Source organism: Ruegeria sp. BF10, from assembly GCF_056538725.1.
This window is the reverse complement of sequence record NZ_JBQFTR010000004.1, coordinates 102388-127081: the sequence shown is the minus strand read 5'-3', so window position 1 is coordinate 127081 and position 24694 is coordinate 102388. Positions and strand designations below refer to the sequence as shown.

Sequence of the window (24694 nt, the reverse complement as noted above, 5' to 3'; positions counted from 1 at the left end):
TTTCTTCACGAGGTTGAGGCCGCGACGAGAACAATCTCGCCCGGCCAATCTGGTTGAATCTGTTCGGCGGCACGCCATGCCCGCAAACCGGTGGCACAGCACAGAGCCAGCCTTTTTCCCTTGTTAGGGTCTATTTCGTGCAAATTATCCGGTGATACGCGCGTCGCGTTCGAATGGATGGGAACAGGGGCTTCCTGCGAACTGCGCAGTTCGATGATCTGATCCGTGTCCTTCAGCTGGCTTGTGGACAGAAAGCGAAAACAGTTGCCGGGTTCGGGTGCGTCATCAAAGCGAAACCCGGTGCTGCGCAAGGTTCTTGCGTCATATTGAACCAACTGCCCAAGGGGCGAAGGATCAAGCCCAAGGATCACGTTAAGCGCCATCTGCGCCTGCATCGCCCCAATCACGCCAACCACGGGGCCCAGAACCCCCGCAGTGGCGCAGCTGGCGCCACTGTCCGGCGCATCGGGAAAGACAGCGCGCAGCGATGGGCCCCCGCCGCAGAACCCGCCCACATAACCCGAAAGCCCCAGAACCGAGGCACTGATCAAAGGCTTGCCTTGTGCCAGACAAGTATCCGACAGGATGTAGCTGGCCGCGTAGCTGTCAGCGCAATCCAGAATGATATCGGCTTGCGACACCGTACCAGGCGCATTTTCACTGGTCAGAGGCTGATTCAGACCGATGACATCAGCTTCACCATTCAGCGCGCGGCAGCGGGCGGCGACGGTTTCCGCCTTGGGTTGCCCGCAATCGGCCTCGGAGAAAAACGTTTGACGGTGCAGGTTCGACAGATCGACGGAATCACCGTCCATAATAGTCATTTGCCCCACCCCGGCCCCGGCCAAAAGCGGCAGGACCGGAGCAGCCAGACCGCCCGCACCGACGACCAGAACACGAGCCTCTGACAGACGTGCCTGCCCTTGTGCCCCAACTTCGGGCAGAAGCGTCTGGCGGGCATACCGGCTCATCGTGTGACCTCGATCCACGCGCGCACCCGTGCTTCGGGGTCGGAGTTCAGTGTGATATCCGTGACCGCCGAGACAATGTCCGCCCCGGCCTCCAGCACACCGGCCGCGCGCTCAACACTCATGCCGCCGATACCAACCAAGGGAATATCACCAACCCGCGCCTTCCATTCCGTTACGCGGGGCAGGCCCTGCTGATGCCATTTCATCTTTTTCAGAATGGTGGGGTAGACCGGTCCCAATGCCACGTAATCGGGATCCATGGCCAGTACACGCTCAAGCTCATCATCGTCATGGGTGGAAACACCCAGTTTCAGACCCGCTTTTCGAATGGCTTTCAGGTCTGCATCGTCCAGATCTTCCTGCCCCAGATGAATCCAGTCGCAACCCAGATCGATCGCCTGCTGCCAATAGTCATTGATCACCAGAACCGCCTCATGGTCGCGGCACAGATCGCGTGAGACGGCAATCTGGTCGTGCACCACATCATCCGGCTGATCCTTGATGCGCAGCTGCACCAGTTTGACACCCAGCGGCAGCATCCGCCGCAGCCAGTCCGAGTGATCAAAGATCGGATAGAAACGGTCCAGCGTCATGACAGGAAAGCCTTTCCAACAACAGGAGTAGAGGGCTCAGCCATATCGCGCGGCTCGATCGGGTCGGCCTGATGGGCCAATTGCCCGGCAAGGGTTGCCTGCGCCATCGCCCTGGCCATCAGAACCGGATCTCCGGCACGGGCCACAGCGGTGTTGAGCAGAACCGCGTCAAAGCCCAGTTCCATCGCGCGGGCCGCGTGGCTGGGCAATCCGATACCTGCATCCACCACCAGGGGAATGTCAGGAAATTCCGCCCGCATCGCACGCAGGGCGTATTCGTTGTTCAGCCCCTGACCTGAGCCGATCGGTGCGCCCCAGGGCATCAGCACCTCGCACCCCGCTTCCAGCAGGCGTTCCCCCACGATCAGGTCATCGGTGGTGTAGGGAAACACCTCAAACCCGTCCTCGGTCAGAATGCGGGCGGCTTCGACCAGTTGGAAAACGTCTGGTTGCAGGCTGTCCGTATGTCCGATGAGTTCCAGCTTGATCCAACGGGTCTCAAACACTTCGCGGGCCATATGGGCGGTCGTCACGGCCTCTTTCACCGTATGGCAACCGGCGGTATTGGGCAGGATGCGTACACCCAGGTCGCGGATCATGTTCCAAAAGGTCTGACCCGCACCCGCTTCGCGCCGCAGGGATACAGTGGCAACGCCTGCACCGCTTTCGCGAAACGCCTGCTCCAGAATGGCCGGGCTTGGATATTGCGCCGTACCCAGCATCAACGGGTTGGGCAGTTCAGTGCCGTAAAACGTCTTCATCTTCAGCCCCCCTGCATCGGTGCGACGACCTCAACCCGGTCACCTTCGGCCAGCTTGTGAGCGACGCGCAGGCTTGAGGGCACGAAATCTTCGTTCACGGCGGTGGCCACACGGCCCGAGAAACCGCATTCGTCCAACAATTCCAACAAGGTTTCGGCGCGTACCTCGCGCGCCTCGCCGTTAAGCACGATCTTCATCGACCATCTCCGAATGTGTGTTGTGCAGCGCCAGATCCGCAACACCCCGCGCCAGCGCCGGTGCCAGCAGATACCCGTGGCGATAGAGCCCGTTGGCATAGATCGTCCGACCCAAACGCCGGATACGCGGCAAGTTGTCAGGGAAGGCGGGGCGCAGATCGACGCCTATCTCCAAAACCTCGGCTTCGCCAAAAGCCGGGTTCACGGCATAGGCTGCGCTGAGCAGTTCCAGCATCGAACGGGCGGTGATGCGGCTGCTGTCCTCAGATTCGATCATGGTCGCACCCAACATATAGACGCCGTCGCCGCGCGGAACGATATAAAGCGGCATCCGCGGGTGCAGCAAACGAACCGGGCGCGTCAGTTCCACGTCAGGGCATCGTATGACCAGCATCTCGCCCTTCACGCCGCGCAGGTCATGCAGGTATTCGCGCGCGTGAAGACCACGGCAGTCAATGGCATTCTCCAACTGAGCGGGGGCCAGTTTCCGGTGGAACTCCACGCCCTGAGTTTGCAGTTGACGATACAGATCGCGCAGCGCCTGACGCGGATCGACATGGGCTTCGCGTTCGAAAAACAGGCCCTGGCCAAACCCTGCCAGATCAGGCTCTAATTCCTTTATTTCTGCCCGTTCGACCTTGGTGAACTCTTTTGTTCGACGCGCGAAGCGGCGCAGGTCCGGTACATCGCGGGCGCTTGCGACAACAAGCGTTCCCCGCTGGATCACCTTGGTGCGTTGAGCCCACCATTCGATCGCCGTCTGACCCAGGCGCAGCACCGGTTCTTCTGCGTTTTCATATTCGCACCACGGCGCCAGCATTCCCCCGGCCCACCACGAACACCCATGCGGGCCCGGTGGCCCGCCGGGGTCGTATATCTGCACCTTCGCACCGCGCGACACCAGTTCGCTGGCAACGGCAAGACCGGCAACCCCTGCCCCTATGACAGACCAAAGCGTCACGCGGGCCAAACCCGGTGGAAATGATGCACCGGGCCGTGCCCAGCGCCGACATTCAGCTCATCCGCGCGCGCGATGGCCCCTTGCAGATAGTCATGCGCCTGCGCAACCGCGTCCCTCAGGGTCAGCCCATTGGCCAAACCGGCAGTGATGGATGACGACAGGGTGCATCCTGTCCCATGGGTGTTTTTCGTATCCTGACGCGGGGCCTGAAACTCGGCCATGACACCCGACGAATCGATCAGCAAATCGTGGCAGATATCACCTGACCCGTGTCCGCCTTTCATCACGACTGCACCCGCACCCAAGGCACACAATGCCCGGCCCTGTTCAGCCATCTGCTCGCGCGTTTCTGCCGCTGGCATGTTCAGCAGGCACGCCGCCTCAGGCAGATTCGGCGTAAGAACCGTCGCCGTTGGCAACAACACATCGCGCAGCGTCCGGACCGCCTCTTGCGCCAACAGAGCGTCGCCGGATTTGGCGATCATGACCGGATCAAGAACTACGGGACCCTCGAACGCCGCCAGCCCCCTGGCAACCGTATGAATGATCTCAGGTGTGCCAAGCATGCCGATTTTGACGGCCTTAACGTCCAGATCGCTCAGAACCGCGTCAATTTGGGCGGAAATCACATCCAGGGGAATCCCATGCACCGCGGTAACAGCTTGCGTGTTCTGCGCGGTAACGGCGGTGACGACGCTTGCGCCAAAAACACCCAACGCCGACATTGCCTTCAGGTCAGCCTGAATACCCGCGCCGCCGCCGCTGTCGGATCCTGCTATGGTCAGGGCAATTGCCGCCATGTCGTTGCTCCATCTTCTATGGGCAACGGAGTAGAGAAAACGTCTGTGTTCAAGAGACCGTTCCCTACGCCGGCATTGCCCGGATCAGGTTCGATGGGTTAACGCGGCTGCGTCTCTCAGCCCTGTCAAAGGGCACCCCAACGGTTGAGGCGGACACTCTCAGGGTCGAGGGCCGGAATCAAGTCTCAATTTTCCAGATGTATTGCCACTTTCAGCTTTCTGCTAAGGCCAAAACTGCATGTGACTGCATGTGTAAGACAGTGACATGCGAGGCTCTGCCTCGCGCTCCGGGATATTTTTGGCCAGATGAATACAGGATCCCTTGCTTCATCTGGCTGAAAATATCCCAGGGGAGTCGCCCGAAGGGCGGCGGGGGCAGCGCCCCCGTTCCCGGTCGTTCAGCCTTTCATACCGTCCCAGAAAGATTTGACGGACGAAAAAAAGCTTTTCGATTCCGGATGGTTATCTTCACCCAGATCGTCGAATTCCCGGAGCAGTTCTTTCTGGCGGCTGGTCAGGTTGACCGGGGTTTCCACGGCCAGTTCAATGAACATGTCACCCACGCCACCGCCGCGCAACGCAGGCATGCCTTTTCCGCGCAGGCGCATTTGCCGACCCGACTGGCTTCCGGCCGGAATCTGAACGCGGCCGCGACCGCCATCGATGGTCGGAACCTCGATCGATCCGCCCAGCGCCGCCTTGGCCATGCTGACCGGCACGCGGCAATAGAGGTTCACGCTGTCGCGTTCGAACAGTTTGTGCTCGGCCACTTCGACGAAAATGTACAGATCGCCCGGAGGGCCGCCACGCATTCCGGCCTCACCTTCGCCCGCCAGACGAATTCGCGTTCCGGTTTCGACACCAGCAGGAATGTTCACCGACAAAGCCCGGTCTTTTTCGACCCTGCCGGCCCCCTGACAGGATTTACAGGGGTTCTTGATGATCTGACCCAGTCCCGAACAGGTGGGGCAAGTCCGTTCCACCGTAAAGAAGCCCTGTTGTGCCCGCACTTTTCCCATGCCTGAACAGGTGGGGCAGGACGTGGGCTCAACGCCACCTTCAGCCCCGGTACCTTCGCAGGACGAACACGCCACGGCCGTTGGCACATTGATGGTTTTTTGCAGGCCCGAGTAGGCCTCTTCCAGCGTCACACGCAGGTTGTAGCGCAGGTCCGAGCCGCGCGCGGCGCGACGCCCACCGCCACCCCTTTGACCCCCCATGAAATCACCGAACAGGTCGTCAAATACATCCGAAAATGCGCTGGAGAAGTCGCCTTGACCGCCAAAACCGCCACCGGGGCGGCCACCGCCGCCCATGCCGTTTTCAAATGCGGCATGGCCAAAGCGATCATAAGCTGCCTTCTTTTCGGCATCGCGCAGAACGTCGTAAGCCTCGTTGGCTTCCTTGAACTGCGCCTCGGCATCCGGGTTGTCCTTGTTGCGGTCAGGGTGCAGCTCTTTGGCTTTCCTGCGAAAACCCTTCTTGATCTCATCCGCCGAAGCGCCCTTGGACACGCCGAGCACTTCGTAATAGTCGCGCTTTGACATTTGTTATTCCTTCGTGCCGCCGGACGCGGCGCTTTCATTGAGCCTTTACACGCCGTTGGTGTTGTTTGCAAAACTGGCCATGTAACCTGCCTTATTCAAGACCTCGTCCAGCCCGTCGTCCGAATGCTTGATTTCCGTCAGCAGCACTTCGGGCCAAATCTCCCGCGGTGCGTCTTCGAAAAAAGCGCGCAATACACGGGTTTCCTGACCTTCGATATCCATTTTCATGGCATCAACCCTGGTCAGCCCGGCATCACGTGTCGCGTCCAGCAACGGAATCGCCTGAACGCACAGATCGCCCGACTCGGCAACTTTGGCATGATCCTGGTCGCCAAGGTTCGCGGATTCGAACCACATCTCACCGGGTTCGTCAGACAAGGCCTTGTCGCAATGGATGTCCTCACTGGCTTGATTGGCAGCCAGAGTGGTACCGAGGCGAGCCTTGTCGACCGGAGTCGGTTCAACCACAAGCGCTTTCAGGTTGCGTGCCAACTTCTGCGCAACTGATCTGACCCACAGGGTGTACAGCCCGACATTCGCACCGGCATCGACAAAGGCATAATCGCAAGGCTCTCGCCGAGAGGCCATGACTATCCTGCGAATTCCGGACGACATCCATTGACGTGGCATGCCCTCGGACCACCGGCGCAAGATTTCCATCCGATGTGAAAGAACGTAAGTGCCATATGGAGGCTTCGGAGACGCGTGCTGCATGGTGAAGACCGTTCCGGCAGGCCCGAACCAGGCCTGCCGGAACCGAGTAACGCGTCAGGCGCGTTTGTCGTCGTCGAGATCTTCGAACTCGGCGTCGACGATGTCATCGTCGCCTGGTGCAGCATCTGCGGCAGCAGGTTCCTCTTCGCCTTCTTCGGCTTGCGCCTTATAGATGGCCTCGCCCAGCTTCATCGCGGCTTCGGTGACGTTCTGGATGCCCGACTTGATCTTGTCGGCATTTTCGGTTTCCAGCTCGTCCTTCAACGCGGCGATCGCCAGCTCGATGGCTTCGATCGTGGTCGGGTCGACTTTGTCGGAATGCTCTTCCATCGACTTTTCGGTCGAATGGATGAGGCTTTCCGCCTGGTTCTTCGCCTCGATCAGCTCGCGGCGTTCCTTGTCGGCTTCCGCGTTCTCTTCGGCGTCCTTGACCATCTTTTCGATATCCTCGTCGGACAATCCGCCCGAGGCCTGGATGGTGATCTTCTGTTCTTTGCCAGTGCCTTTGTCTTTGGCCGAAACCGAGACGATGCCGTTGGCGTCGATGTCAAAAGTCACCTCGATCTGAGGCATACCGCGCGGTGCCGGCGGGATGTCTTCAAGGTTGAACTGACCCAGGATCTTGTTGTCCGCAGCCATTTCACGTTCACCCTGGAACACGCGGATGGTCACGGCGTTCTGGTTGTCCTCGGCGGTCGAGAAGACCTGAGACTTCTTGGTCGGGATCGTGGTGTTGCGGTCGATCAGGCGGGTGAACACGCCACCCAGCGTTTCGATGCCCAGCGACAGCGGAGTCACGTCCAGCAGAACCACGTCTTTGACGTCGCCCTGAAGAACACCGGCCTGAATGGCGGCGCCCATGGCAACCACTTCGTCCGGGTTCACGCCCTTGTGCGGCTCTTTGCCGAAGAATTTGGTGACCTCTTCGATCACTTTCGGCATCCGGGTCATACCACCGACCAGAACAACTTCGTCCACGTCAGCAGCCGACAGACCCGCGTCTTTCAGAGCGGCCTGGCAGGGCTTCAGCGACTTCTTGATCAGGTCCGAAACCAGCGATTCCAGCTTGGCACGGGTCAGCTTCATGACCATGTGCAGCGGCTGACCGTTGGCGCCCATCGAGATGAACGGTTGGTTGATCTCGGTCTGCGAGGTCGAGGACAGTTCGATCTTGGCTTTTTCCGCGGCTTCTTTCAGACGCTGCAAGGCCATCTTGTCTTGCGACAGGTCGACACCGTGTTCCTTTTTGAACTCATCCGCCAGGTATTTGACGATGCGCATGTCAAAGTCTTCACCACCCAGGAAGGTGTCACCATTGGTCGATTTGACCTCGAACAGGCCGTCGTCGATTTCCAGGATGGTCACGTCAAAGGTACCACCACCAAGGTCATAAACCGCGATGGTTTGGGTTTCTTCCTTGTCCAGACCATAGGCCAGCGCAGCCGCCGTCGGTTCGTTGATGATCCGCAGCACTTCCAGACCGGCGATTTTACCGGCGTCTTTGGTGGCCTGACGCTGGGCGTCGTTGAAATATGCAGGAACGGTGATGACGGCCTGGGTGACGTCTTCGCCCAGATAGCTCTCGGCGGTTTCCTTCATCTTGCCCAGAATGAAAGCGGAAATCTGGCTTGGAGAATACTTTTCGCCGCGGGCTTCAACCCATGCGTCGCCATTGCCGCCATCGACGATGGCATACGGCACCATTTTCTTGTCTTTTTCAACTTCGGCATCATCCACACGACGCCCGATCAGACGTTTGACGCCAAAGATCGTGTTGTCGGGGTTGGTGACCGCTTGGCGTTTCGCCGGCTGACCGACCAGTCGCTCATCTTCGGTGAAGGCGACGATCGAAGGCGTGGTCCGCGCCCCTTCGGCGTTTTCGATGACCTTCGGCTGCGAGCCTTCCATGATGGCTACGCAGGAGTTTGTGGTTCCGAGGTCGATCCCGATTACTTTTCCCATTTTTTCAATCCCTTTCTCTTCAAGGCGATGTCCCGAGGGTCGGACCCGTTATGGCATCCCACCCCCGATCTGATGTGCGCGACAGCACTACCATCGCGCGTCCCGGCGTATATAAGGGCGAGGCAAGAGGCCTGCAAGCACCGTAGAGTGCAGGTTTTCGGGAATTTGAGGTCTTTTTTGGCAAGGAATTGGAAAGGTTTGGGGTTTCCGGAATGACGCGGGTGATCTTGCGAGGGTTCGAAATCAGAAAAGGCTATCTTGATCCCGCCGCCCAGACACAGGTGATCGCAGCCCTGCGACCGATTCTGAAAGCGGCACCCTTGTTTCGGCCCGTCACGCCGTCGGGCAAAGAGATGTCGGTGCGAATGACCTCGGCCGGGGATCTTGGATGGGTGACCGACAAGGCGGGCTATCGCTATCAGGACAAGCATCCGAAAGGCGGGGTCTGGCCTGAAATCCCCCCGGTCATTCTTGATATCTGGCGCGATCTGGTCAGCTCTGAGCGCGCACCGGATTGCTGTTTGGTCAACTACTATGGGGAAGGCGCCAAAATGGGCCTGCATCAGGACAAGGACGAGGCAGATTTTTCCTGGCCCGTTCTGTCGGTTTCCCTGGGCGATGACGCCCTGTTCCGAATTGGCAATACGACCCGTGGCGGCAAGACCGAGTCGATCTGGCTGGGCTCGGGCGACGTGGTGATCATGGGCGGCCCGGCACGGCTGGCCTATCACGGGATCGACCGGATCAGATACGGGTCATCCCGGCTGTTGCCAAAAGGCGGGCGGATCAACCTGACGCTGCGGGTCGCACGTTAGCGGCGCGCGTTCCAGCTTTGTGAAACATGCTGGCGCGTGAAAAATTCACCCATCAAACCGATCATCAGCAGGGCGATCCCCACCCACAATGCGTAATCCCAACTCGTGTTTCGCGGAAAATAGTTTCGAAAGATGAAGCCCCGGCACTGGTCGATAATATGAAACAGCGGGTTCCAGGCGAACATCATCAGCAATCCGCCGCCCAGCGTGTTTGCAACGAACATCTTTCCTGAAAACACCATGTTCAGGCGACGATAGATATTGGTGAGCATTCCAACGGTTGTCGGAAACCAGGGCTTCATCGCCATGAACACCAAACCCACGGCGCATCCGGTAAACCAGGCCAATATCAGCATCGCGAAAGCACCGCCGGGATCCTGCACCTCGATCGGGGCGACCGCGACGCTGTAGATGAACAGGATCACGAACATCGCCAGCAATTGCTTGTAAAGAATACCGAGCGCCGCAGACAGGATCGTGACCATCACATTCATCGGCGAATGGAGCATCATCGGATTGTTCGCGGACCCAACCCCTGAAATCGCACCGATTGACTGGATATGAAGCATGAAGGGGAACACGCCGGACAGAACATACAGCAGAAATTCGCCCCTGATCTTTGGAATTCCGCCCCGGCCCATCAGTGACATGAGCAGGTAGAAAGTGGTTCCCATCACCACAAGTTGCAGGACATTGATCAGGATGGCGACTATTGCATTCGGGTGTTGCGAGCGCACCTTTCGTACGGTGGCATGGAACACCAGCTCAGCCGTCGTGAAAGCGCTGCCCAGCAGCGTTTGGTTACGCTTGAAATAGAACATTCAAAGGGTCTTTTCTGCTTCGTCGCCTCAAAACTGGCATGAATATCTTGCCGTTCCGTAACCGCCGCATCATAAGTCGATCGCGAGTTTGGATCAACAAACCACAGGAACGGAGCTTTTTTGTGACCTACGACGCGCTTATTCCCGTCATCCGGCGACTGGCTCTGGAGGCAGGCGACAAGATCATGGAAATCTACGAGGCGGATGATTTCGATGTCAAAGTCAAATCCGACTCCAGCCCTGTGACCGAGGCAGACGAAGCCGCCGACGCATTGATTTCGGCAGGGTTGCGTGCGGCCTTCCCGGATATTCTTCTGGTCACCGAAGAACAGGCCGCTTCGCACTCTGAAAAAGGCGACACTTTCCTCATTGTTGACCCTCTGGACGGCACCAAGGAGTTCATCAACCGTCGCGGTGATTTTACTGTCAACATCGCACTTGTCGAAAACGGAGTGCCGACCCGGGGTGTCGTCTATGCCCCGGCGCGGGGTCGTATGTTCTTCACGCTGGCTGATGGCCGTGCGGTCGAGGAAACAGGTGCTTTCGACAAAAACGTGACAGGTCCTTTGACGCCCATATCAGTCTCTGAACCGGACAATTCCGGGCTGCTGGTTGTGGCGTCGAAGTCCCACAGGGATCAGGCCACCGAGGACTACATCAACAAATACCATGTGAAGGACAGCAAAAGCGCGGGTTCGTCACTCAAGTTCTGTCTGGTTGCCACGGGCGAAGCGGATATTTACCCGCGCGTCGGACGCACGATGGAATGGGATACAGCAGCGGGCCATGCAGTACTGGCCGGAGCCGGTGGCCGGGTTGTGCGTTTTGACGACCATACTCCGTTGGTTTATGGCAAAGATGGCTATGCAAATCCGTTCTTTATTGCTTACGCTCCGGGTGTTGAACTGAAGGAAGCCTGATGTCTGTTCTGATTGCCATCCCTGCCCGCTACGCCTCGACCCGCTATCCCGGCAAACCTCTGGTTCCTCTGACAGGCGCGACGGGCGAGTCCATGACATTGATTGAACGGTCGTGGCGTGCAGCCAAGTCAGTCTCGGGCGTCGATCGCGTAGTTGTTGCGACGGATGATGAACGCATTCGCGAAGTGTCCGAGGGCTTTGGGGCCGACGTCGTGATGACCTCGGAAAGCTGTCAAAACGGCACCGAACGATGCGCCGAAGCGCATGAGGTTCTGGGCGGCGGGTATGAAATCATCGTCAACCTGCAAGGGGACGCCCCGCTGACCCCGCATTGGTTTGTCGAAGATCTGGTGTCCGGCCTGCGCGCGGCCCCGGATGCCGGCGTCGCGACCCCTGTCCTGCGCTGCGACGGCAGTGCGTTGAACAGTCTGCTGAACGACCGCAAGCATGGCCGTGTAGGCGGCACGACGGCAGTGTTCGGACGCGATCACAGTGCAATGTACTTCTCGAAAGAGGTCGTGCCCTTTACGTCCCGGACATACGCCGGCGATGAAGCGACACCCGTGTTTCACCATGTCGGCGTCTACGCCTATCGGCCCGACGCCCTTGCGGCGTATCCGGGCTGGCCAGCCGGGCCTCTGGAACAGCAGGAAGGCCTGGAACAGCTCAGGTTCATGGAAAACGGGCGCAAGGTTCTGTGCGTCGAGGTCGAGGCAAGGGGCCGTCAGTTCTGGGAACTGAACAACCCGCAGGACGTGCCCAAGATCGAAGAGATGATGGCAGCCATGGGGCTGGAGTGACGTCTTTTCCCCATGACTCGGACGGCGCCCCTGTGGAAACTGTGCCTCAACCAGCCCCGATGGATATCCCATGAAGACAATTCTTGTCACCGGTGGTGCCGGGTATATCGGCTCACATGCCTGCAAGGCGCTTGCGCAGGCAGGCTATCTTCCTGTGACCTACGACAATCTGATCACGGGTTGGCAGGATGCGGTGCAGTTTGGCCCTTTTGAACAGGGCGACCTTTTGGATCGGGACCGCCTGGATGCGGTGTTCGCGAAACACAAACCAGATGCGGTGATGCATTTCGCGGCGCTCAGCCAGGTTGGCGATGCCATGCGTCAGCCCGGCGTGTATTGGTCGAACAATGTCACGGGGTCACTGACTCTGATTGAAGCCGCCGTTGCGGCCGGCTGTCTGGATTTCGTGTTTTCGTCCACATGTGCCACATATGGCGAGCACGACAACGTGGTTCTTGATGAATCCACCGCGCAGTATCCCCTGAACGCCTACGGAGCATCAAAACGCGCGATCGAAGATATCCTCAAGGATTTCGAGGCGGCTCATGGGCTGCGCCATGTCATCTTCCGCTATTTCAACGTTGCAGGCGCCGATCCCGAAGGGGACGTGGGCGAGTTTCACCGACCTGAAACGCATCTGATCCCGCTGATGTTGGACGCGATTGACGGCAAGCGCGAAGGTCTTACCGTCTTTGGCACGGATTACGACACGCCCGACGGCACCTGTATCCGCGACTATGTACATGTTTGTGACCTGGTAGATGCGCATATTCTGGGGCTTGGCTGGCTGGAACAGGGCAAAGGCAGCCGTGTCTTCAACCTGGGCACCGGGTCCGGGTTTTCCGTTCTTGAGGTGATCGAGCAATCCAAGTCCGTCACCAACCGTCCCGTGCCGTATACAGTGGGCCCTCGTCGGGCAGGAGATTGCACCAAGCTGGTCTCCGGCTCTGTACGGGCTGAAAACGAACTGGGATGGAAGCCCAAAAGATCAACGTTAGAGACGATGATCGCAGATGCCTGGCGTTGGCACCAGAACGGCCACTACGAGAAATGAGGACCCGGTGACATCCAGTACTGCATTGACACTTCCCCGGATCGGATGGGATCGGAAGTACAGGTTGCGCTGGAAACGCCGGCGGCTGCTCTGGAGGTCGCTGCGCAGCCGACATCAGTTGATCTGCCAGAAGGATCAGACATCCCAAATCCAGCGGGGTGACATATTGGCCTTTGTCACCTTGCGCAATGAAATCATCCGCCTGCCGTGGTTCTTTCGTTACTATCGCGCTTTGGGTGTCGATCATTTTCTGATCGTCGACAACGGCAGCGATGACGGATCGTCCGAGTATCTGGAGGATCAACCGGACGTCTCCGTGTGGAGAACCCATTCCAGCTATCGTGGATCGCGGTTTGGCCTGGACTGGTTGACCTGGTTGCAGATGCGCTATGGCCACCGCCACTGGTGCCTGATGGTGGATGCGGATGAACTGCTGGTCTATGCCCACTGCGACACCCGGCCCCTGCATGACCTGACGGCCTGGCTGGACCGGCGCGGGAAGATCGGGTTCGGGGCGCTGATGCTGGACCTCTATCCCAAGGGTCCTTTGGGGGATGCGGCTTATGACCCGGACACCGACCCCACAAATCTGCTGTGCTGGTTCGATGCAGGACCGTATCGCGCGCAGCGGCAAAGCCCGATGGGCAACCTTTGGGTGCAGGGTGGCGCGCGGGAACGGATGTTCTTTACGCAGACACGGCAAAGATCACCCACGCTGAACAAGATCCCGCTGATGCGCTGGTCGCGGCGCTATGCCTATGTGAACTCATGCCATTCCGCCCTGCCGCGCCGTCTGAACGAAACCTATGATGGGCCGGGCGGCGATACCCCGTCGGGCGTGTTGCTGCACACGAAATTCCTGCCGGACGTTATCGAGAAATCCAATACCGAAAAGCAGCGACGCCAGCATTTTCATGATCCGGACCAATTCGGGCCATACTACGATGGAATAATCAACCAGCCGGACATGTGGACCCCACAGTCGGTACGCTACACCGGGTGGAGCCAGTTGGAACAGTTGGGTCTGATGAACGGCGGAGGCTGGGATTGAAAACGAAAACAAGGGCATCAACCGCACGTTTACGGTTTATCGGTTTTAAAGACGTTGCGTCAGAAGATGCAAAGATGGCATAAACCGGTAATGCCATGTCGTGCCAACGGTCACGACGGGTTCGGGGAAAGCTCGCGTTATAAAAAGGTTGGGCAGTCACGTGAGCCTGTTTGAGTCCTACAAAATGAGATTGCGGCGCAAGCGCCGTATTCTGCGCTGCCTCAAACGACGCCGCGAACTCAAGCCGGTCAGCAACAACACACAGGCCATACGGCGTGATGATATCCTGCTGATCAGCGTTATACGGAACGAGAAAATTCGCCTGCCCTTCTTTCTTGAATATTATCGCAAACTGGGCATCAACCATTTTCTGTTTGTCGACAACAACAGCGATGATGGCAGTTTTGAATTTTTGAAAGAACAGGCTGACGTTTCGGTCTGGCGGACGACGACCAGCTACAAACGGGCAAGCTATGGTCTGGACTGGTCGAACTATCTGCTGCGCAAATATGCGCACGGTCACTGGGTTTTGAGCGTCGATCCGGACGAATTCTTCGTCTATCCGTTCTGCGACACCCGTCCAATCCGTGCCCTGACGGACTGGCTGGACGGCAGTGCCGTGCGCAGTTTTGGCACGATGCTGATCGACATGTACCCTGAAGGTCCGGTGGACGCCGAACCCTATGCCGAAGGTCAGAACCCGTTCGAAATCGCGCGCTGGTTCGATCCCGGGAATTACATGATCACCAAGAACCCCGAGTATAAGAACCTTTGGATTCAAGGGGGTCCACGGGCGCGCGTGTTCTTTCAGGACAACCCCTCGAAGGCACCGGCGCTGAACAAGATTCCGCTGGTAAAATGGAACCGGCGCTATGTCTATGTCAGCTCGACCCATTCGCTTTTGCCACGCGGGCTCAATCAGGTTTACGACGAATGGGGCGGCGAAAAGGCCAGCGGATCACTGCTTCATGCCAAGTTGATCAACACTCTTGGGGAAAAAGCCCGCGAAGAGTTGCAGCGTGGCCAGCATTACCGGAGCTCTGGCGAATACAAGGCATATGCAACCCGGCTTGAGGACAAGCCTGTTTTCTGGTGCGAATGGTCCGAGGCCTATATCAACTGGCGACAGCTTGAGATCCTAGGCCTCATGTCGAAAGGAAACTGGGCATGAGCAGTCTGGGTATTGTCATGTTGGTTCATACCTCGCTGGACTGCGCCGAGCAGGTCGCGCGCCACTGGACGGCAGCGGGGTGCCCGGTGGTCATCCATGTGGATCGCAAGGTGTCCGACAATGTCTATTCCCGGTTTGTTGCGTCCTGTTCGAACAATCCCTCGATCGTGTTTTCAAACCGGCATCGGTGCGATTGGGGTGGCTGGGGTATCGTTGCTGCCTCGCAATGCGCGTCCGAGTTGATGCTGGAGCGATTCCCCGAGGTTCGGCATGTGTTTCTTGCCTCGGGGGCCTGCCTGCCGTTGCGACCGGTTCAGGAGCTGATAGACTACCTGTCAGACCGGCCACGTGTCGATTTCATCGAAAGCGCGACGACATCCGATGTCAGCTGGACCATCGGCGGGCTGGATCATGAACGGTTCACCCTGCGGTTTCCGTTTTCCTGGCGCAAACATCGCAAACTATTCGACGCATATGTAAAACTTCAGCGCCTGATGGGGTTTCGCAGGAGAATCCCCGACGGCCTGGTTCCGCATATGGGAAGCCAATGGTGGTGCCTGACCCGCCAAACGCTGTCTGCAATCCTTCAGGACCCCAGACGCAAGCTGTATGACAAGTATTTCCGTCATGTCTGGATTCCGGATGAAAGCTATTTCCAGACGCTGGCGCGGTTGTATTCCACACATATTGAAAGCAGGTCCCTGACCCTGTCCAAATTCGATTACCAGGGCCGCCCACACATCTTCTATGACGATCATCTGCAATTGCTGCGCCGATCGGATTGTTTTGTCGCCCGAAAAATCTGGCCCCGCGCAGAGCGATTGTACCAGGCATTCCTGACAGATCAGGCCGGGGCGATGAAACCGGCAGAGCCCAATCCGGGCAAGATCGATCGGGTATTTTCCAAAGCGGTGGAACGGCGAACCCGCGGGCGCGACGGGCTGTATATGCAAAGCCGGTTTCCCCGCCATGGCAGTGAAAACGGTCTGACATCGTCACAATATTCCGTATTCCAAGGCTTTTCGGAACTGTTCGAGGATTTCGAGCCATGGTTGGCCGCAACCACTGGGGCCAGAGTCCACGGGCATCTTTTCGGCCCCGAACGCGCCGAATTTTCGCAGGGGGAAGCCATAACGAATGGTGCTCTCAGCGACAGTGCGACGCTGCGGGACTACAACCCGACCGCCTTTTTGTCGAACCTGATCTGGAATACGCGGGGCGAACGCCAGTGTTTCCAGTTCAGCCCGCGGGACACTCAGGAAATCAACTGGTTTCTGGCGCGGGACAAGAACGCTCAGATTTCGGTTATCACCGGCGCTTGGGCGATCCCACTGTTCCGGTCCAATATGAACTTCTCGGAAATCCGGTGTGAGGCGGCGCGCCTGCAACAAATTGAAACCAAACAGCTGGAGGTGCTGACATCGGTCTGGACCAAGGCGCGGATGCGCAGCTGGACGCTGGCCGACTTCATTGAATCTCCGATGGATGCCTTGCAGGGCATTCTTGAAGAAATCGGCATGCAGCAGACCAGCCATCTGACCGAAGTGCCAACCATGGTCGACCTGTCCGGGTTCGGGAAGTTCCTGCAAAACCTCAAGAATCAGGGAATGCACCCATATCTGATGGGTGATTTCCCGGCGGACGATGTGTTCGGTCGCCAGAAAAAGCCATACCGAAAACCGTATCTGGTGCAGTGATTGCCCATGTCAGCCCATTTTGATTACTTCGTCATTCTGGCCGCCATGCGCACAGGTTCGAACCTGCTGGAAGCCAACCTGAATGCGATGGACGGGGTTACCTGTCACGGAGAGGCGTTCAATCCGCATTTTGCGGGCAGCCTGAAATCCGACCACCTGCTCGGCCTTTCACTGGAAGACCGGGATGCGGATCCGATGCGAATGCTCAAGGCCATCAAATCAGCACCGGGTGACATCAATGGGTTTCGATATTTTGAAGACCATGACCCGCGTATCCTGAAACCCATGCTGAACGACCCGCGCTGTGCCAAGATCATTCTGACCCGCAATCCATTGGACAGTTATCTGTCGCTGAAAATAGCACGGAAAACGCAGCAGTGGTTGCTGAAGAATGTGAAACGCCGCGTCGACGCGCAGGTTGACTTCGACGCCGACGAGTTTTCGGATTACCTGGATCAGCTGCAAGACTATCAGCTTACGGTGCAACGGCACCTGCAAAAGACAGGTCAAACCGGGTTCTTCATTCACTATGACGACCTGACCGAGCTGGATGTCATAAACGGGCTGGCTGCATGGCTGGGTGTTGACGGGCGGCTGACCCGACTGGATGATACCCTGAAGCCGCAAAACCCGGCGCCGGCTTTGTCGAAGGTCACGAATCCTGATGAAATGAAGCAAGCCCTGTGCGATCAGGATCGGTTCGGATTGCATCGGTCAACAAGTTTTGAGCCGCAGCGCGGCGCGGCTGTGCCGCTTTATGTTGCCGCTGCGCGGTCTTCTTTGATGTATTTGCCCATTCGGGGCGGAATAGAGCCTGTTGTTGTGCAATGGCTGGCTGATCTGGACGGATGTCAGACCGACAAACTGATCACGGATCGAAATCGCAAACAGGTCCGCTCATGGAAGCAGGGCCATCCCGGTCATCGGCAGTTTACGGTTCTGCGTCACCCTCTGGCGCGGGCACATACGGCGTTTTGCAGTCACATTCTGAATACCGGACCAGGCAGCTACAAGATGGTGCGGAATTATCTTCGCAACCGGCTCAAGCTGCCGATCCCGGGGCAAGTGCGGGACACCAATTATTCTGTTGAACAACACCGCGAAGCTTTTTCGGGCTTTCTGGAGTTTCTGCGCCTCAACCTCAACGGGCAGACGCCGATCCGCGTAGACGGCACGTGGTGCAGCCAGTCCAGGACGTTGGAGGGAATCGCATCCTTCACCATGCCGGATCTGATTCTGAGAGAAGAGGATCTGATGACCGCCCTGCCGGATCTGGCGCGCAATATGGGGCATTCAAACCCGCCTCAACCTGGCTCCTGCGCGCCGGATGAACCATACGCTTTGGACCAGATCTACGACGAAAACCTCGAAGCGCTGGCGGTTGCAGCGTACCAGCGCGACTATGAAGCATTCGGGTTCACTGACTGGGCGCCAAAAACAGCCTAGGGGCGCAGGGTAATCAGCGTACCTTTGTTGACCATCGCATAGATCTCTTCGATTTCGTCATTCTTGACCGCGATGCATCCTGCTGTCCAATCCCGCTTCTTTTTTGCGCGCTTCCGCTCTGAGCGCAGATTGGGTTCACCGTGGATGAATATATCTCCACCCGGATCAACGCCCGCAGCCTTGGCTTTGGCGACATCCTGCGAGTTGGGATAAGAAATGCCCAGGGACAGATGATACCGGCTTCTGGGATTGCGACGGTCGATCAGATAAGTGCCCTCGGGCGTTCTGCCGTCACCGCGCTGGTTCTTTGTTCCATTCGGCGCGAACCCCAAATCGACGTCATATTCCCTGAGGATTTTATCGTTGTGCAACAAGTAAAGCTTGCGCGCACCTTTGTTGACCACCAAAGAGGTCACCTCGGGCCCGTCATAAGTCAGAAATCTTGGGCGGCCAGAGGCACAAGCCGAAAGGCTCAGCGTTGCCAACGCCCCCAAACCGAATACTCGACGATCCATGTTTCACTGCCTGCTCTGCTTTTTTTCGATCATTATGCCAAAAAAGGCAAAAACTGAAATCACTTTTTGATGTTCGACTGCTCGGCCAGTCGACGTTCAATGCTTTCCAGCCGCACAAGAACCTCATCACGATAGGCATCGGTTTTAACCTCATCCTCGGCGTGGTGGGCATCCTGCATCGAATTGACGATCAGACCCACCAACAGGTTCACCACCGCAAAGGTCGTGACCATGATGAAGGGAACAAAGAAGACCCAGGCATAGGGATAGACCTCCATCACCGGGCGCACGATGCCCATGGACCAGCTTTCCAGTGTCATGATCTGGAACAGCGTATAAGCAGACAGGCCCAGATCGCCGAACCAATCCGGGAAGGATGTCGAGAACAGCTTGGTCGAGATAACCGCCCCGATATAGAACAGAATTGCCATCAGCAGAAACACGCTGGCCATTCCGGGAAGGGCCGAGATGAACCCTTCGACCACGCGACGCAAACGAGGCGCCACGGAAATCACGCGCAGAACCCGCAGAATTCGCAGGGCGCGCAGCACCGACAGACCTCCGGCGCTGGGAACCAGGGCAATTCCAACGATCAGGAAATCGAATATGTTCCAGCCATTTGTGAAGAACCTGCGCCCGGTGGCGATCAGCTTCATGGCAATTTCGACCACGAAGATCGTCAGGCAAAGCCGGTCCAGCGCCACGATCAAAGGGCCTGCCAGCTCCATCAGGGTCGGCGATGTCTCCATCCCCAAAAGAATGGCGTTGAAAATGATCACGGCCGTTATGAACCGACCGAAAACGGGCGCTTCGATAAAATTCAGCAAACGCTGTTTGGACCCCATGTGTCAGCTTCCCCAGTAAGATCAAGATGCGGCGCTCAGGACAAACCGCGCAGCGAGTTCCGTATGTGACGACCATCGAAATTGGTCAACGACCTGTACCCATTCAAGGGTGTAACCCGCGTTAACCAGCATTTTCGCATCGCGCGCAAAGGTGACGGGATTGCACGAGACATAGGCAATCACCGGGCGTTGCGCCTGTGCTATCTCATCTACCTGCGCTTCGGCGCCGGCACGAGGCGGATCCAGGACAATGGCACCGAAGGATTTCAGCTCGTCCGGCATCAGCGGGCGGCGGAACAGGTCGCGGGCCTCGGTCGTTACGCGTTTCAGCCCCTGTGACCGACGCCAGCCCTGATCCAGCGCCTCGACCATGGCGGCCTCGCCTTCAACTGCGTGAACTTCGGCGTTTTCCGCCAACGGCAGAGAGAACGTTCCGCTGCCTGCAAACAGGTCTACGATACGTTTTGCACCCCGTGTAGCCTCGGAAACTGCCTTTAACAGAGCCTTTTCTCCGTCCTTTGTTGCCTGCAAGAAAGCCCCGGGGGGTGGCGTGACGCTGGCTGTCCCGAAACGCTGAACCGGCGCATGCCGCATGGCAATAACCTCATCATCCCAGCTGAGCCGGGCCAGCCCATGTTTCTCGGTCGCCTGGGCCAACGCCAGTTCCAACGGGCCGTCCAGCGGTTTGCCGCCTGTTACGGCCACATCCAGACCACCTTCGGACAGTGTAAGCGTGACAGCCAGAACGCCCTTGCGGCTTGCGCCCAGGGTGGCCAGCGCCTCGGCCACCGGAATGGCCGCGATCAATGTCGGGTCAAGCAACCGGCAATCGGGTATCTCGGTGATCGTGCCGGATGCACGACCGTGAAACCCCGCCAACGTGCCCTTTTTCGTGCGCCTCACGGCAATCGTAGCGCGCCGCCGCGACTGTTCGGGCGATGTGTGTATCGGGCGCAGTTGCGCTTCGAGACCTTGCGCCATCAGCGCCTTGCGGACGATTTGCAGTTTCCAGTCGGCCACAAATGCATCGGATGCGTGCTGCAACTGGCAGCCACCGCACGCTTTGTAGTGGCGGCAAGGCGCTTTGACGCGGTGTTCGGACGGTGTCTCGACCCGGATATCGGTCAATTGCTGGCCAACAAGGGTGCCGCTTACGACTTCGCCCGGAAGGGTGCGTGGGGCGTAAATGGGGCCATCGGCAATACCGTCGCCCTGATGTCCAAGCCGTGTGATTGTGAATTGCTGCGTCATGAGAGGCCTGATAGCCGGGCTTTCACAGCAAAAAAACCCTTATTCCGCAGCTTCTGCCTGAATGAACCCGCCCGACTGGCGGTGCCAGAACCGCGCATACAGCCCGCCCAGGTCCAGCAACGCCTCATGGGTTCCGGTTTCCACGATCCGTCCCTGGTCCAAAACAACAATCCGGTCCATTTCGCTGAGCGTGGACAGACGGTGCGCAATGGCCAGCACGGTTTTGCCCTGCATCACCCGATGCAGCGCGGTCTGAATCGAGGCTTCAACTTCGGAATCCAGCGCCGATGTCGCTTCGTCGAGAACCAGAATTGGGGCATCTTTCAGAATGGCGCGCGCCAGAGCGATCCGTTGTCTCTGCCCGCCGCTGAGTTTCACGCCCCGCTCCCCCAGATGGGCATCATAGCCCTTACGACCATGAGCATCTTCAAGACTCAGGATGAAGTCATGCGCTTCGGCCTTCTTTGCGGCCTCGATCATCTCGGCCTCTGAGGCGGCCGGCCGGCCATACAGAATGTTCTCACGAGCAGACCGGTTGAACATCGCCGTTTCCTGCGTAACCATACCGATCTGTCGGCGCAGGCTGTCCTGCGTCACCTGCGACACGTCCTGGTCGTCGATGCGAATGGCGCCACTTTCCTTGTCATAGAGCCTGAGCAACAGCGAAACGAGCGTGGATTTCCCCGCCCCCGAGGCACCGACGATGCCCAGTTTTTCACCCGGGTTGACGGTCAGGGTCAAATCCGTGACGCCACCGATATCGCGACCATAGGCGAAGCTGACGCCGTCGAATGAAATCGACCCTTCGGTCACATCAAGGTCCTTAGCCCCGCGCATATCTTCGACCCGGTCACGCTTGGTCAGCGTTTTCATCCCGTTTTCGATTTCACCGACATTGGCATACAGCCCCATCAAGGTGAAACTGACCCAACCGGTCATCTGAGCAATACGGATCGAAACAGCCCCGGCAGCCACGATATCCCCGGCGGTCGCCATGCCGCCCTGCCACAGCCACAAGGTCGCGCCCAGCAGCAAGACGGGCAGGACACCGGCCAGCGTCATCAGGATGAACCGGAAACTGGCCGACAACTTGCCAAAATCCAGCGATTTTTCGCGCAGATCCACCATCGATTCGCGCGCCGCCTGATCTTCGAATTCTGAGTGGGCGAACAGCTTCACGGTCTTGATGTTGGTGATCGTATCGACCACCTGCCCGGACACCATCGCCCGCGCCCCGGCCCGCGCGGCGGAACGTTTGCGGATGCGCGGCAGATACCAGCGCACCAGCATGAAATACACCGCCAGCCATGCCGCGAAGGGCAGCATCACCAAAGGATGAATAGACCCTAACAAAAGCAAAGACCCCATCAGAGACGCCAGGGCAAACACAATCGCGCTGATGGTTTCCGACACCACCGATGCCATCGCGTTCGATGTCTGCATCTGCTTTTGCGCGATCCGACCGGCAAAATCATCGTCGAAATAGGTCACCGACTGACCCAGGGTCCAACGGTTCAGCTTGGCCAGAACCAAAGGTGTGATGTTTGGCATGACAATGTAATTGTTCGACAAGGATGACAGGCCAAACAGGATCGGGCGAAGCAACATGAAGAAGGCGACCGCACCGAGGATCATCCACATATTGGAAGCGGTCAGAAAATTCTCGGGCCCGCTGGCGGTCGCTACATCAATCACGCGGCCCAGAATCCATGCTGTCCCCGCCTCCATCGCGCCTGCAATGGCCGAGAAGAACGCCGCAACAAACAGCATCGGCCACGCCCCGGACAGGCTCCAGCGGATGAACGCCCCCAACGTCTGCGGTGGGGGCGTTTCGATGTTCCTGAACGGATAGATGAGATCGGCAATCCTCATTCAGCGGCCTCCGGGTTCATGAAGCCACCAGATTGCCGCGCCCAGAATTGGGCGTAAAGGCCACCCTGCGCCAGAAGATCGGAATGCGTGCCTTCCTCGACGATACGGCCTGCATCCATAACCAGAATGCGATCCATCTGCGCGATGGTGCTGAGCCTGTGGGCGATGGCGATCACGGTTTTTCCTTGCATCATGCCGTAGAGGGTTTCCTGAATTGACGCTTCGACCTCGGAATCTAGGGCGGAAGTCGCCTCATCCAACAACAAGATCGGCGCATCCTTCAGGATCACCCGCGCCAGCGTCACGCGCTGCCGCTGACCACCTGACAGTTTCACCCCCCGTTCACCGACATGCGCGTCGTACCCGGTCCGACCCTGCGGATCTTGCAAGTCGAGGATGAACTCATGCGCTTCGGCCTGCTTGGCGGCGGCGATCATCTGCGCCTCGGACGCATCCGGCCTGCCATAAAGGATGTTGTCGCGGACCGAGCGATGCAGCAAGGCGCTGTCTTGTTGAACCATACCGATATGGCTGCGCAGACTGTCCTGGGTGACGTTCGCAATGTTCTGACCATCAATATAAATCGCACCGCGTTCGACGTCGTAGAACCGCAACAGCAGCTTTACCAGGGTTGACTTGCCAGCGCCGGAGCGACCGATCAGGCCAATCTTTTCACCCGGTTGGATGGTCAGGTTGATATGGTCCAAACCGCCGGCCTCGCGTCCATAGTGATGCGAGAGGTCGCGGATCTGGATCTCTCCCTTGCCGAGCCGCAAGGGTTTTGCATCAGGTGCGTCGATCAAATCGATGGGCTGGGCAATGGTCTCCATCCCCTCGGCCACGATACCAAGTTGGCGAAAAAAGCTGGTCAGGGCCCACATGATCCATCCGGTCATGGCGTTCAGGCGCAGGGTCAGCGCCGTGGCCGCTGCAACAACTCCGACCGAAGCGCTGCCCTGCATCCACAACGCGATCGCCCAGCCCACAACACCCACGATCAGCATGCCGTTCAAAGTGACCAGAACGGCATCCATGATGGTGAAAATCCGCATTTCGATCTGAAATGTCCGGCGGGTTTCCTCGATCGCTTCACGGGCATAGTCCAGCTCTTGCGGGCCATGGGCAAACATTTTGACCGAATGGATGTTGGTATAGCTGTCCACGACCCGTCCCGTGACCGTCGAACGCGCGTCCGATGCCGCCTTTGACGCCGGGCCGACACGCTGAACGGTCCAACGAACCAGTGCCGCATAGAACGCAAACCAGATCAGCAGCGGGATCAATAAACGCGGATCCGCCGCATACAGCAGGATCGCCGCACCAATCAGATAGGCCAGCGAAAATGAAATCGCGTCAAATACCTGAAAGACCACTTCGCCCGCCGCGGGCGGTGTCTGCATGATCCGGTTTGCAATCCGCCCGGCAAAGTCGTTTTCGAACCAGCCAACCGACTGACGCAACACGTGTTTGTGCGCACGCCAACGGATCAGCGTACCAAAGTTCGGCAAAATCGTATTGTTCAGCAGAAGTACGTCGACCAAATGCAGAAGCGGACGCAACAGCAATACAAAGGCCGCCATCAACAACAATTCCGTTCCGTGATTTTGCCAGACATCTGCCGGCGTGCCGGCCAACAGATCCACTACGCGACCCATGTAGTAGATCAGCCCGATTTCAACACCCGCGACGACAATGGAAATCAGCGCCGCCCATACAAATACCCGAAAGAACGGTCGCGAATAGTCCAGCATAAAGGGCCACAAGCGCGTCGGCGGAATGTCAGCCTCGCGGTAGGCAACAAAAGGGTCAACAAGGTTTTCGAAATAGCGAAACATGGAGAGTGCTCCGATTGAGCAGAAACAAAGACGTGCGAAGAAAGATGGCGCCTGAACACCACCCTTTACGGGGCAAGTGTCCCGGCTTTAGCCGA

General features: G+C 58.1%; 23 protein-coding genes and 1 riboswitch. Of the genes, 8 read left to right on the top strand and 15 right to left on the bottom strand.

Annotated features, from left to right (window positions below; translation table 11 throughout):
* Nucleotides 1-5: 5 nt before the first annotated feature.
* From ACR0DJ_RS15690 to dnaK, 9 genes are all read right to left on the bottom strand, one after another.
* On the bottom strand, nucleotides 6-971 hold the full coding sequence (locus ACR0DJ_RS15690; protein ID WP_480685570.1) for a HesA/MoeB/ThiF family protein: 966 nt from the start codon (nucleotides 969-971) through the stop codon (nucleotides 6-8).
* Nucleotides 968-1564 carry a thiamine phosphate synthase gene (locus tag ACR0DJ_RS15685; RefSeq protein WP_480685568.1) on the bottom strand — a complete coding sequence of 199 codons (597 nt, stop codon included), beginning with the start codon at nucleotides 1562-1564 and terminating at the stop codon, nucleotides 968-970. The genes ACR0DJ_RS15690 and ACR0DJ_RS15685 overlap by 4 nt, the downstream gene beginning before the upstream one ends.
* Nucleotides 1561-2325, bottom strand: coding sequence for a thiazole synthase (locus ACR0DJ_RS15680; RefSeq protein ID WP_171116767.1), 765 nt, complete (start codon nucleotides 2323-2325; stop codon nucleotides 1561-1563). Before ACR0DJ_RS15680 ends, ACR0DJ_RS15685 begins: the two co-directional genes overlap by 4 nt.
* Nucleotides 2326-2327: 2 nt before the next feature.
* Nucleotides 2328-2522 (bottom strand): sulfur carrier protein ThiS, encoded by a 195-nt coding sequence (gene thiS / locus ACR0DJ_RS15675; RefSeq protein WP_170345790.1) that lies wholly within the window; start codon nucleotides 2520-2522, stop codon nucleotides 2328-2330.
* Complete coding sequence (thiO, locus tag ACR0DJ_RS15670; RefSeq protein ID WP_480685567.1) at nucleotides 2506-3483, bottom strand: glycine oxidase ThiO; 978 nt, start codon at nucleotides 3481-3483, stop codon at nucleotides 2506-2508. The genes thiS and thiO overlap by 17 nt, the downstream gene beginning before the upstream one ends.
* Nucleotides 3480-4283 carry a bifunctional hydroxymethylpyrimidine kinase/phosphomethylpyrimidine kinase gene (gene thiD, locus ACR0DJ_RS15665; RefSeq protein WP_425079442.1) on the bottom strand — a complete coding sequence of 268 codons (804 nt, stop codon included), beginning with the start codon at nucleotides 4281-4283 and terminating at the stop codon, nucleotides 3480-3482. Before thiD ends, thiO begins: the two co-directional genes overlap by 4 nt.
* 44 nt (nucleotides 4284-4327) lie before the next feature.
* Nucleotides 4328-4433, bottom strand: a riboswitch (TPP riboswitch).
* A 248-nt stretch (nucleotides 4434-4681) separates the two neighbouring features.
* Nucleotides 4682-5830, bottom strand: coding sequence for a molecular chaperone DnaJ (gene dnaJ / locus ACR0DJ_RS15660; RefSeq protein ID WP_152459574.1), 1149 nt, complete (start codon nucleotides 5828-5830; stop codon nucleotides 4682-4684).
* A gap of 45 nt (nucleotides 5831-5875) precedes the next feature.
* Nucleotides 5876-6445 carry an FkbM family methyltransferase gene (locus tag ACR0DJ_RS15655; RefSeq protein ID WP_480686288.1) on the bottom strand — a complete coding sequence of 190 codons (570 nt, stop codon included), beginning with the start codon at nucleotides 6443-6445 and terminating at the stop codon, nucleotides 5876-5878.
* Between the two features lie 153 nt (nucleotides 6446-6598).
* Entirely contained in the window at nucleotides 6599-8506 is a 1908-nt protein-coding gene (gene dnaK / locus ACR0DJ_RS15650) for a molecular chaperone DnaK (protein WP_480685563.1), read from the bottom strand.
* A gap of 212 nt (nucleotides 8507-8718) precedes the next feature.
* On the opposite strand from dnaK, the gene ACR0DJ_RS15645 reads away from it, so the two are divergent.
* Nucleotides 8719-9321 carry an alpha-ketoglutarate-dependent dioxygenase AlkB family protein gene (locus ACR0DJ_RS15645; RefSeq protein WP_170345795.1) on the top strand — a complete coding sequence of 201 codons (603 nt, stop codon included), beginning with the start codon at nucleotides 8719-8721 and terminating at the stop codon, nucleotides 9319-9321.
* Here ACR0DJ_RS15645 and ACR0DJ_RS15640 read toward each other — a convergent pair.
* On the bottom strand, nucleotides 9318-10142 hold the full coding sequence (locus ACR0DJ_RS15640) for an ABC transporter permease (protein WP_257599729.1): 825 nt from the start codon (nucleotides 10140-10142) through the stop codon (nucleotides 9318-9320). The genes ACR0DJ_RS15645 and ACR0DJ_RS15640 overlap by 4 nt on opposite strands.
* A 122-nt stretch (nucleotides 10143-10264) precedes the next feature.
* Between ACR0DJ_RS15640 and cysQ the strand changes: the two genes are divergently transcribed.
* From cysQ to ACR0DJ_RS15605, 7 genes are all read left to right on the top strand, one after another.
* Entirely contained in the window at nucleotides 10265-11062 is a 798-nt protein-coding gene (cysQ, locus tag ACR0DJ_RS15635; protein ID WP_170345797.1) for a 3'(2'),5'-bisphosphate nucleotidase CysQ, read from the top strand.
* Nucleotides 11062-11862 carry a 3-deoxy-manno-octulosonate cytidylyltransferase family protein gene (locus ACR0DJ_RS15630; RefSeq protein ID WP_257599727.1) on the top strand — a complete coding sequence of 267 codons (801 nt, stop codon included), beginning with the start codon at nucleotides 11062-11064 and terminating at the stop codon, nucleotides 11860-11862. Before cysQ ends, ACR0DJ_RS15630 begins: the two co-directional genes overlap by 1 nt.
* Nucleotides 11863-11932: 70 nt before the next feature.
* Nucleotides 11933-12916: a UDP-glucose 4-epimerase GalE gene (gene galE / locus ACR0DJ_RS15625; RefSeq protein WP_425079444.1), complete on the top strand. Its 984-nt coding sequence runs from the start codon at nucleotides 11933-11935 to the stop codon at nucleotides 12914-12916.
* A gap of 7 nt (nucleotides 12917-12923) precedes the next feature.
* Nucleotides 12924-13967, top strand: a complete 1044-nt coding sequence (locus ACR0DJ_RS15620; protein WP_480685561.1) for a glycosyltransferase family 2 protein — start codon at nucleotides 12924-12926, stop codon at nucleotides 13965-13967.
* Between the two features lie 184 nt (nucleotides 13968-14151).
* Nucleotides 14152-15138 carry a glycosyltransferase family 2 protein gene (locus ACR0DJ_RS15615; RefSeq protein ID WP_170345982.1) on the top strand — a complete coding sequence of 329 codons (987 nt, stop codon included), beginning with the start codon at nucleotides 14152-14154 and terminating at the stop codon, nucleotides 15136-15138.
* Nucleotides 15135-16835, top strand: a complete 1701-nt coding sequence (locus tag ACR0DJ_RS15610) for a DUF5927 domain-containing protein (RefSeq protein WP_480685560.1) — start codon at nucleotides 15135-15137, stop codon at nucleotides 16833-16835. Before ACR0DJ_RS15615 ends, ACR0DJ_RS15610 begins: the two co-directional genes overlap by 4 nt.
* A 6-nt stretch (nucleotides 16836-16841) precedes the next feature.
* Complete coding sequence (locus ACR0DJ_RS15605) at nucleotides 16842-18281, top strand: nodulation protein NodH (RefSeq protein ID WP_480685559.1); 1440 nt, start codon at nucleotides 16842-16844, stop codon at nucleotides 18279-18281.
* Here ACR0DJ_RS15605 and ACR0DJ_RS15600 read toward each other — a convergent pair.
* Genes ACR0DJ_RS15600 through ACR0DJ_RS15580 form a run of 5 tightly spaced genes read right to left on the bottom strand, consistent with a single transcriptional unit; the run spans nucleotide 18278 to nucleotide 24599 of the window.
* A complete protein-coding gene (locus tag ACR0DJ_RS15600; RefSeq protein ID WP_480685557.1) occupies nucleotides 18278-18796 on the bottom strand; it encodes a L,D-transpeptidase family protein in 519 nt (172 codons plus the stop codon). The genes ACR0DJ_RS15605 and ACR0DJ_RS15600 overlap by 4 nt on opposite strands.
* A 59-nt stretch (nucleotides 18797-18855) precedes the next feature.
* Complete coding sequence (locus ACR0DJ_RS15595; RefSeq protein WP_170345807.1) at nucleotides 18856-19641, bottom strand: ion transporter; 786 nt, start codon at nucleotides 19639-19641, stop codon at nucleotides 18856-18858.
* Between the two features lie 21 nt (nucleotides 19642-19662).
* Complete coding sequence (locus ACR0DJ_RS15590; protein ID WP_480685556.1) at nucleotides 19663-20892, bottom strand: class I SAM-dependent RNA methyltransferase; 1230 nt, start codon at nucleotides 20890-20892, stop codon at nucleotides 19663-19665.
* A 39-nt stretch (nucleotides 20893-20931) separates the two neighbouring features.
* Complete coding sequence (locus ACR0DJ_RS15585; RefSeq protein ID WP_480685554.1) at nucleotides 20932-22764, bottom strand: ABC transporter ATP-binding protein; 1833 nt, start codon at nucleotides 22762-22764, stop codon at nucleotides 20932-20934.
* Nucleotides 22761-24599 carry an ABC transporter ATP-binding protein gene (locus ACR0DJ_RS15580; RefSeq protein ID WP_480685553.1) on the bottom strand — a complete coding sequence of 613 codons (1839 nt, stop codon included), beginning with the start codon at nucleotides 24597-24599 and terminating at the stop codon, nucleotides 22761-22763. The genes ACR0DJ_RS15585 and ACR0DJ_RS15580 overlap by 4 nt, the downstream gene beginning before the upstream one ends.
* Between the last annotated feature and the right edge of the window lie 95 nt (nucleotides 24600-24694).

Coding starts and splice junctions, on each gene's coding strand:
- thiD (WP_425079442.1), bottom strand. CDS start 4,283: ATGGCGGCAATTGCCCTGACCATAGCAGGATCCGACAGCGGCGGCGGC.
- dnaK (WP_480685563.1), bottom strand. CDS start 8,506: ATGGGAAAAGTAATCGGGATCGACCTCGGAACCACAAACTCCTGCGTA.
- ACR0DJ_RS15690 (WP_480685570.1), bottom strand. CDS start 971: ATGAGCCGGTATGCCCGCCAGACGCTTCTGCCCGAAGTTGGGGCACAA.
- ACR0DJ_RS15655 (WP_480686288.1), bottom strand. CDS start 6,445: ATGTCGTCCGGAATTCGCAGGATAGTCATGGCCTCTCGGCGAGAGCCT.
- ACR0DJ_RS15685 (WP_480685568.1), bottom strand. CDS start 1,564: ATGACGCTGGACCGTTTCTATCCGATCTTTGATCACTCGGACTGGCTG.
- thiS (WP_170345790.1), bottom strand. CDS start 2,522: ATGAAGATCGTGCTTAACGGCGAGGCGCGCGAGGTACGCGCCGAAACC.
- ACR0DJ_RS15600 (WP_480685557.1), bottom strand. CDS start 18,796: ATGGATCGTCGAGTATTCGGTTTGGGGGCGTTGGCAACGCTGAGCCTT.
- dnaJ (WP_152459574.1), bottom strand. CDS start 5,830: ATGTCAAAGCGCGACTATTACGAAGTGCTCGGCGTGTCCAAGGGCGCT.
- ACR0DJ_RS15605 (WP_480685559.1), top strand. CDS start 16,842: ATGTCAGCCCATTTTGATTACTTCGTCATTCTGGCCGCCATGCGCACA.
- ACR0DJ_RS15615 (WP_170345982.1), top strand. CDS start 14,152: ATGAGATTGCGGCGCAAGCGCCGTATTCTGCGCTGCCTCAAACGACGC.
- ACR0DJ_RS15640 (WP_257599729.1), bottom strand. CDS start 10,142: ATGTTCTATTTCAAGCGTAACCAAACGCTGCTGGGCAGCGCTTTCACG.
- ACR0DJ_RS15645 (WP_170345795.1), top strand. CDS start 8,719: ATGACGCGGGTGATCTTGCGAGGGTTCGAAATCAGAAAAGGCTATCTT.
- ACR0DJ_RS15680 (WP_171116767.1), bottom strand. CDS start 2,325: ATGAAGACGTTTTACGGCACTGAACTGCCCAACCCGTTGATGCTGGGT.
- ACR0DJ_RS15630 (WP_257599727.1), top strand. CDS start 11,062: ATGTCTGTTCTGATTGCCATCCCTGCCCGCTACGCCTCGACCCGCTAT.
- ACR0DJ_RS15610 (WP_480685560.1), top strand. CDS start 15,135: ATGAGCAGTCTGGGTATTGTCATGTTGGTTCATACCTCGCTGGACTGC.
- ACR0DJ_RS15590 (WP_480685556.1), bottom strand. CDS start 20,892: ATGACGCAGCAATTCACAATCACACGGCTTGGACATCAGGGCGACGGT.
- galE (WP_425079444.1), top strand. CDS start 11,933: ATGAAGACAATTCTTGTCACCGGTGGTGCCGGGTATATCGGCTCACAT.
- ACR0DJ_RS15580 (WP_480685553.1), bottom strand. CDS start 24,599: ATGTTTCGCTATTTCGAAAACCTTGTTGACCCTTTTGTTGCCTACCGC.
- ACR0DJ_RS15595 (WP_170345807.1), bottom strand. CDS start 19,641: ATGGGGTCCAAACAGCGTTTGCTGAATTTTATCGAAGCGCCCGTTTTC.
- ACR0DJ_RS15585 (WP_480685554.1), bottom strand. CDS start 22,764: ATGAGGATTGCCGATCTCATCTATCCGTTCAGGAACATCGAAACGCCC.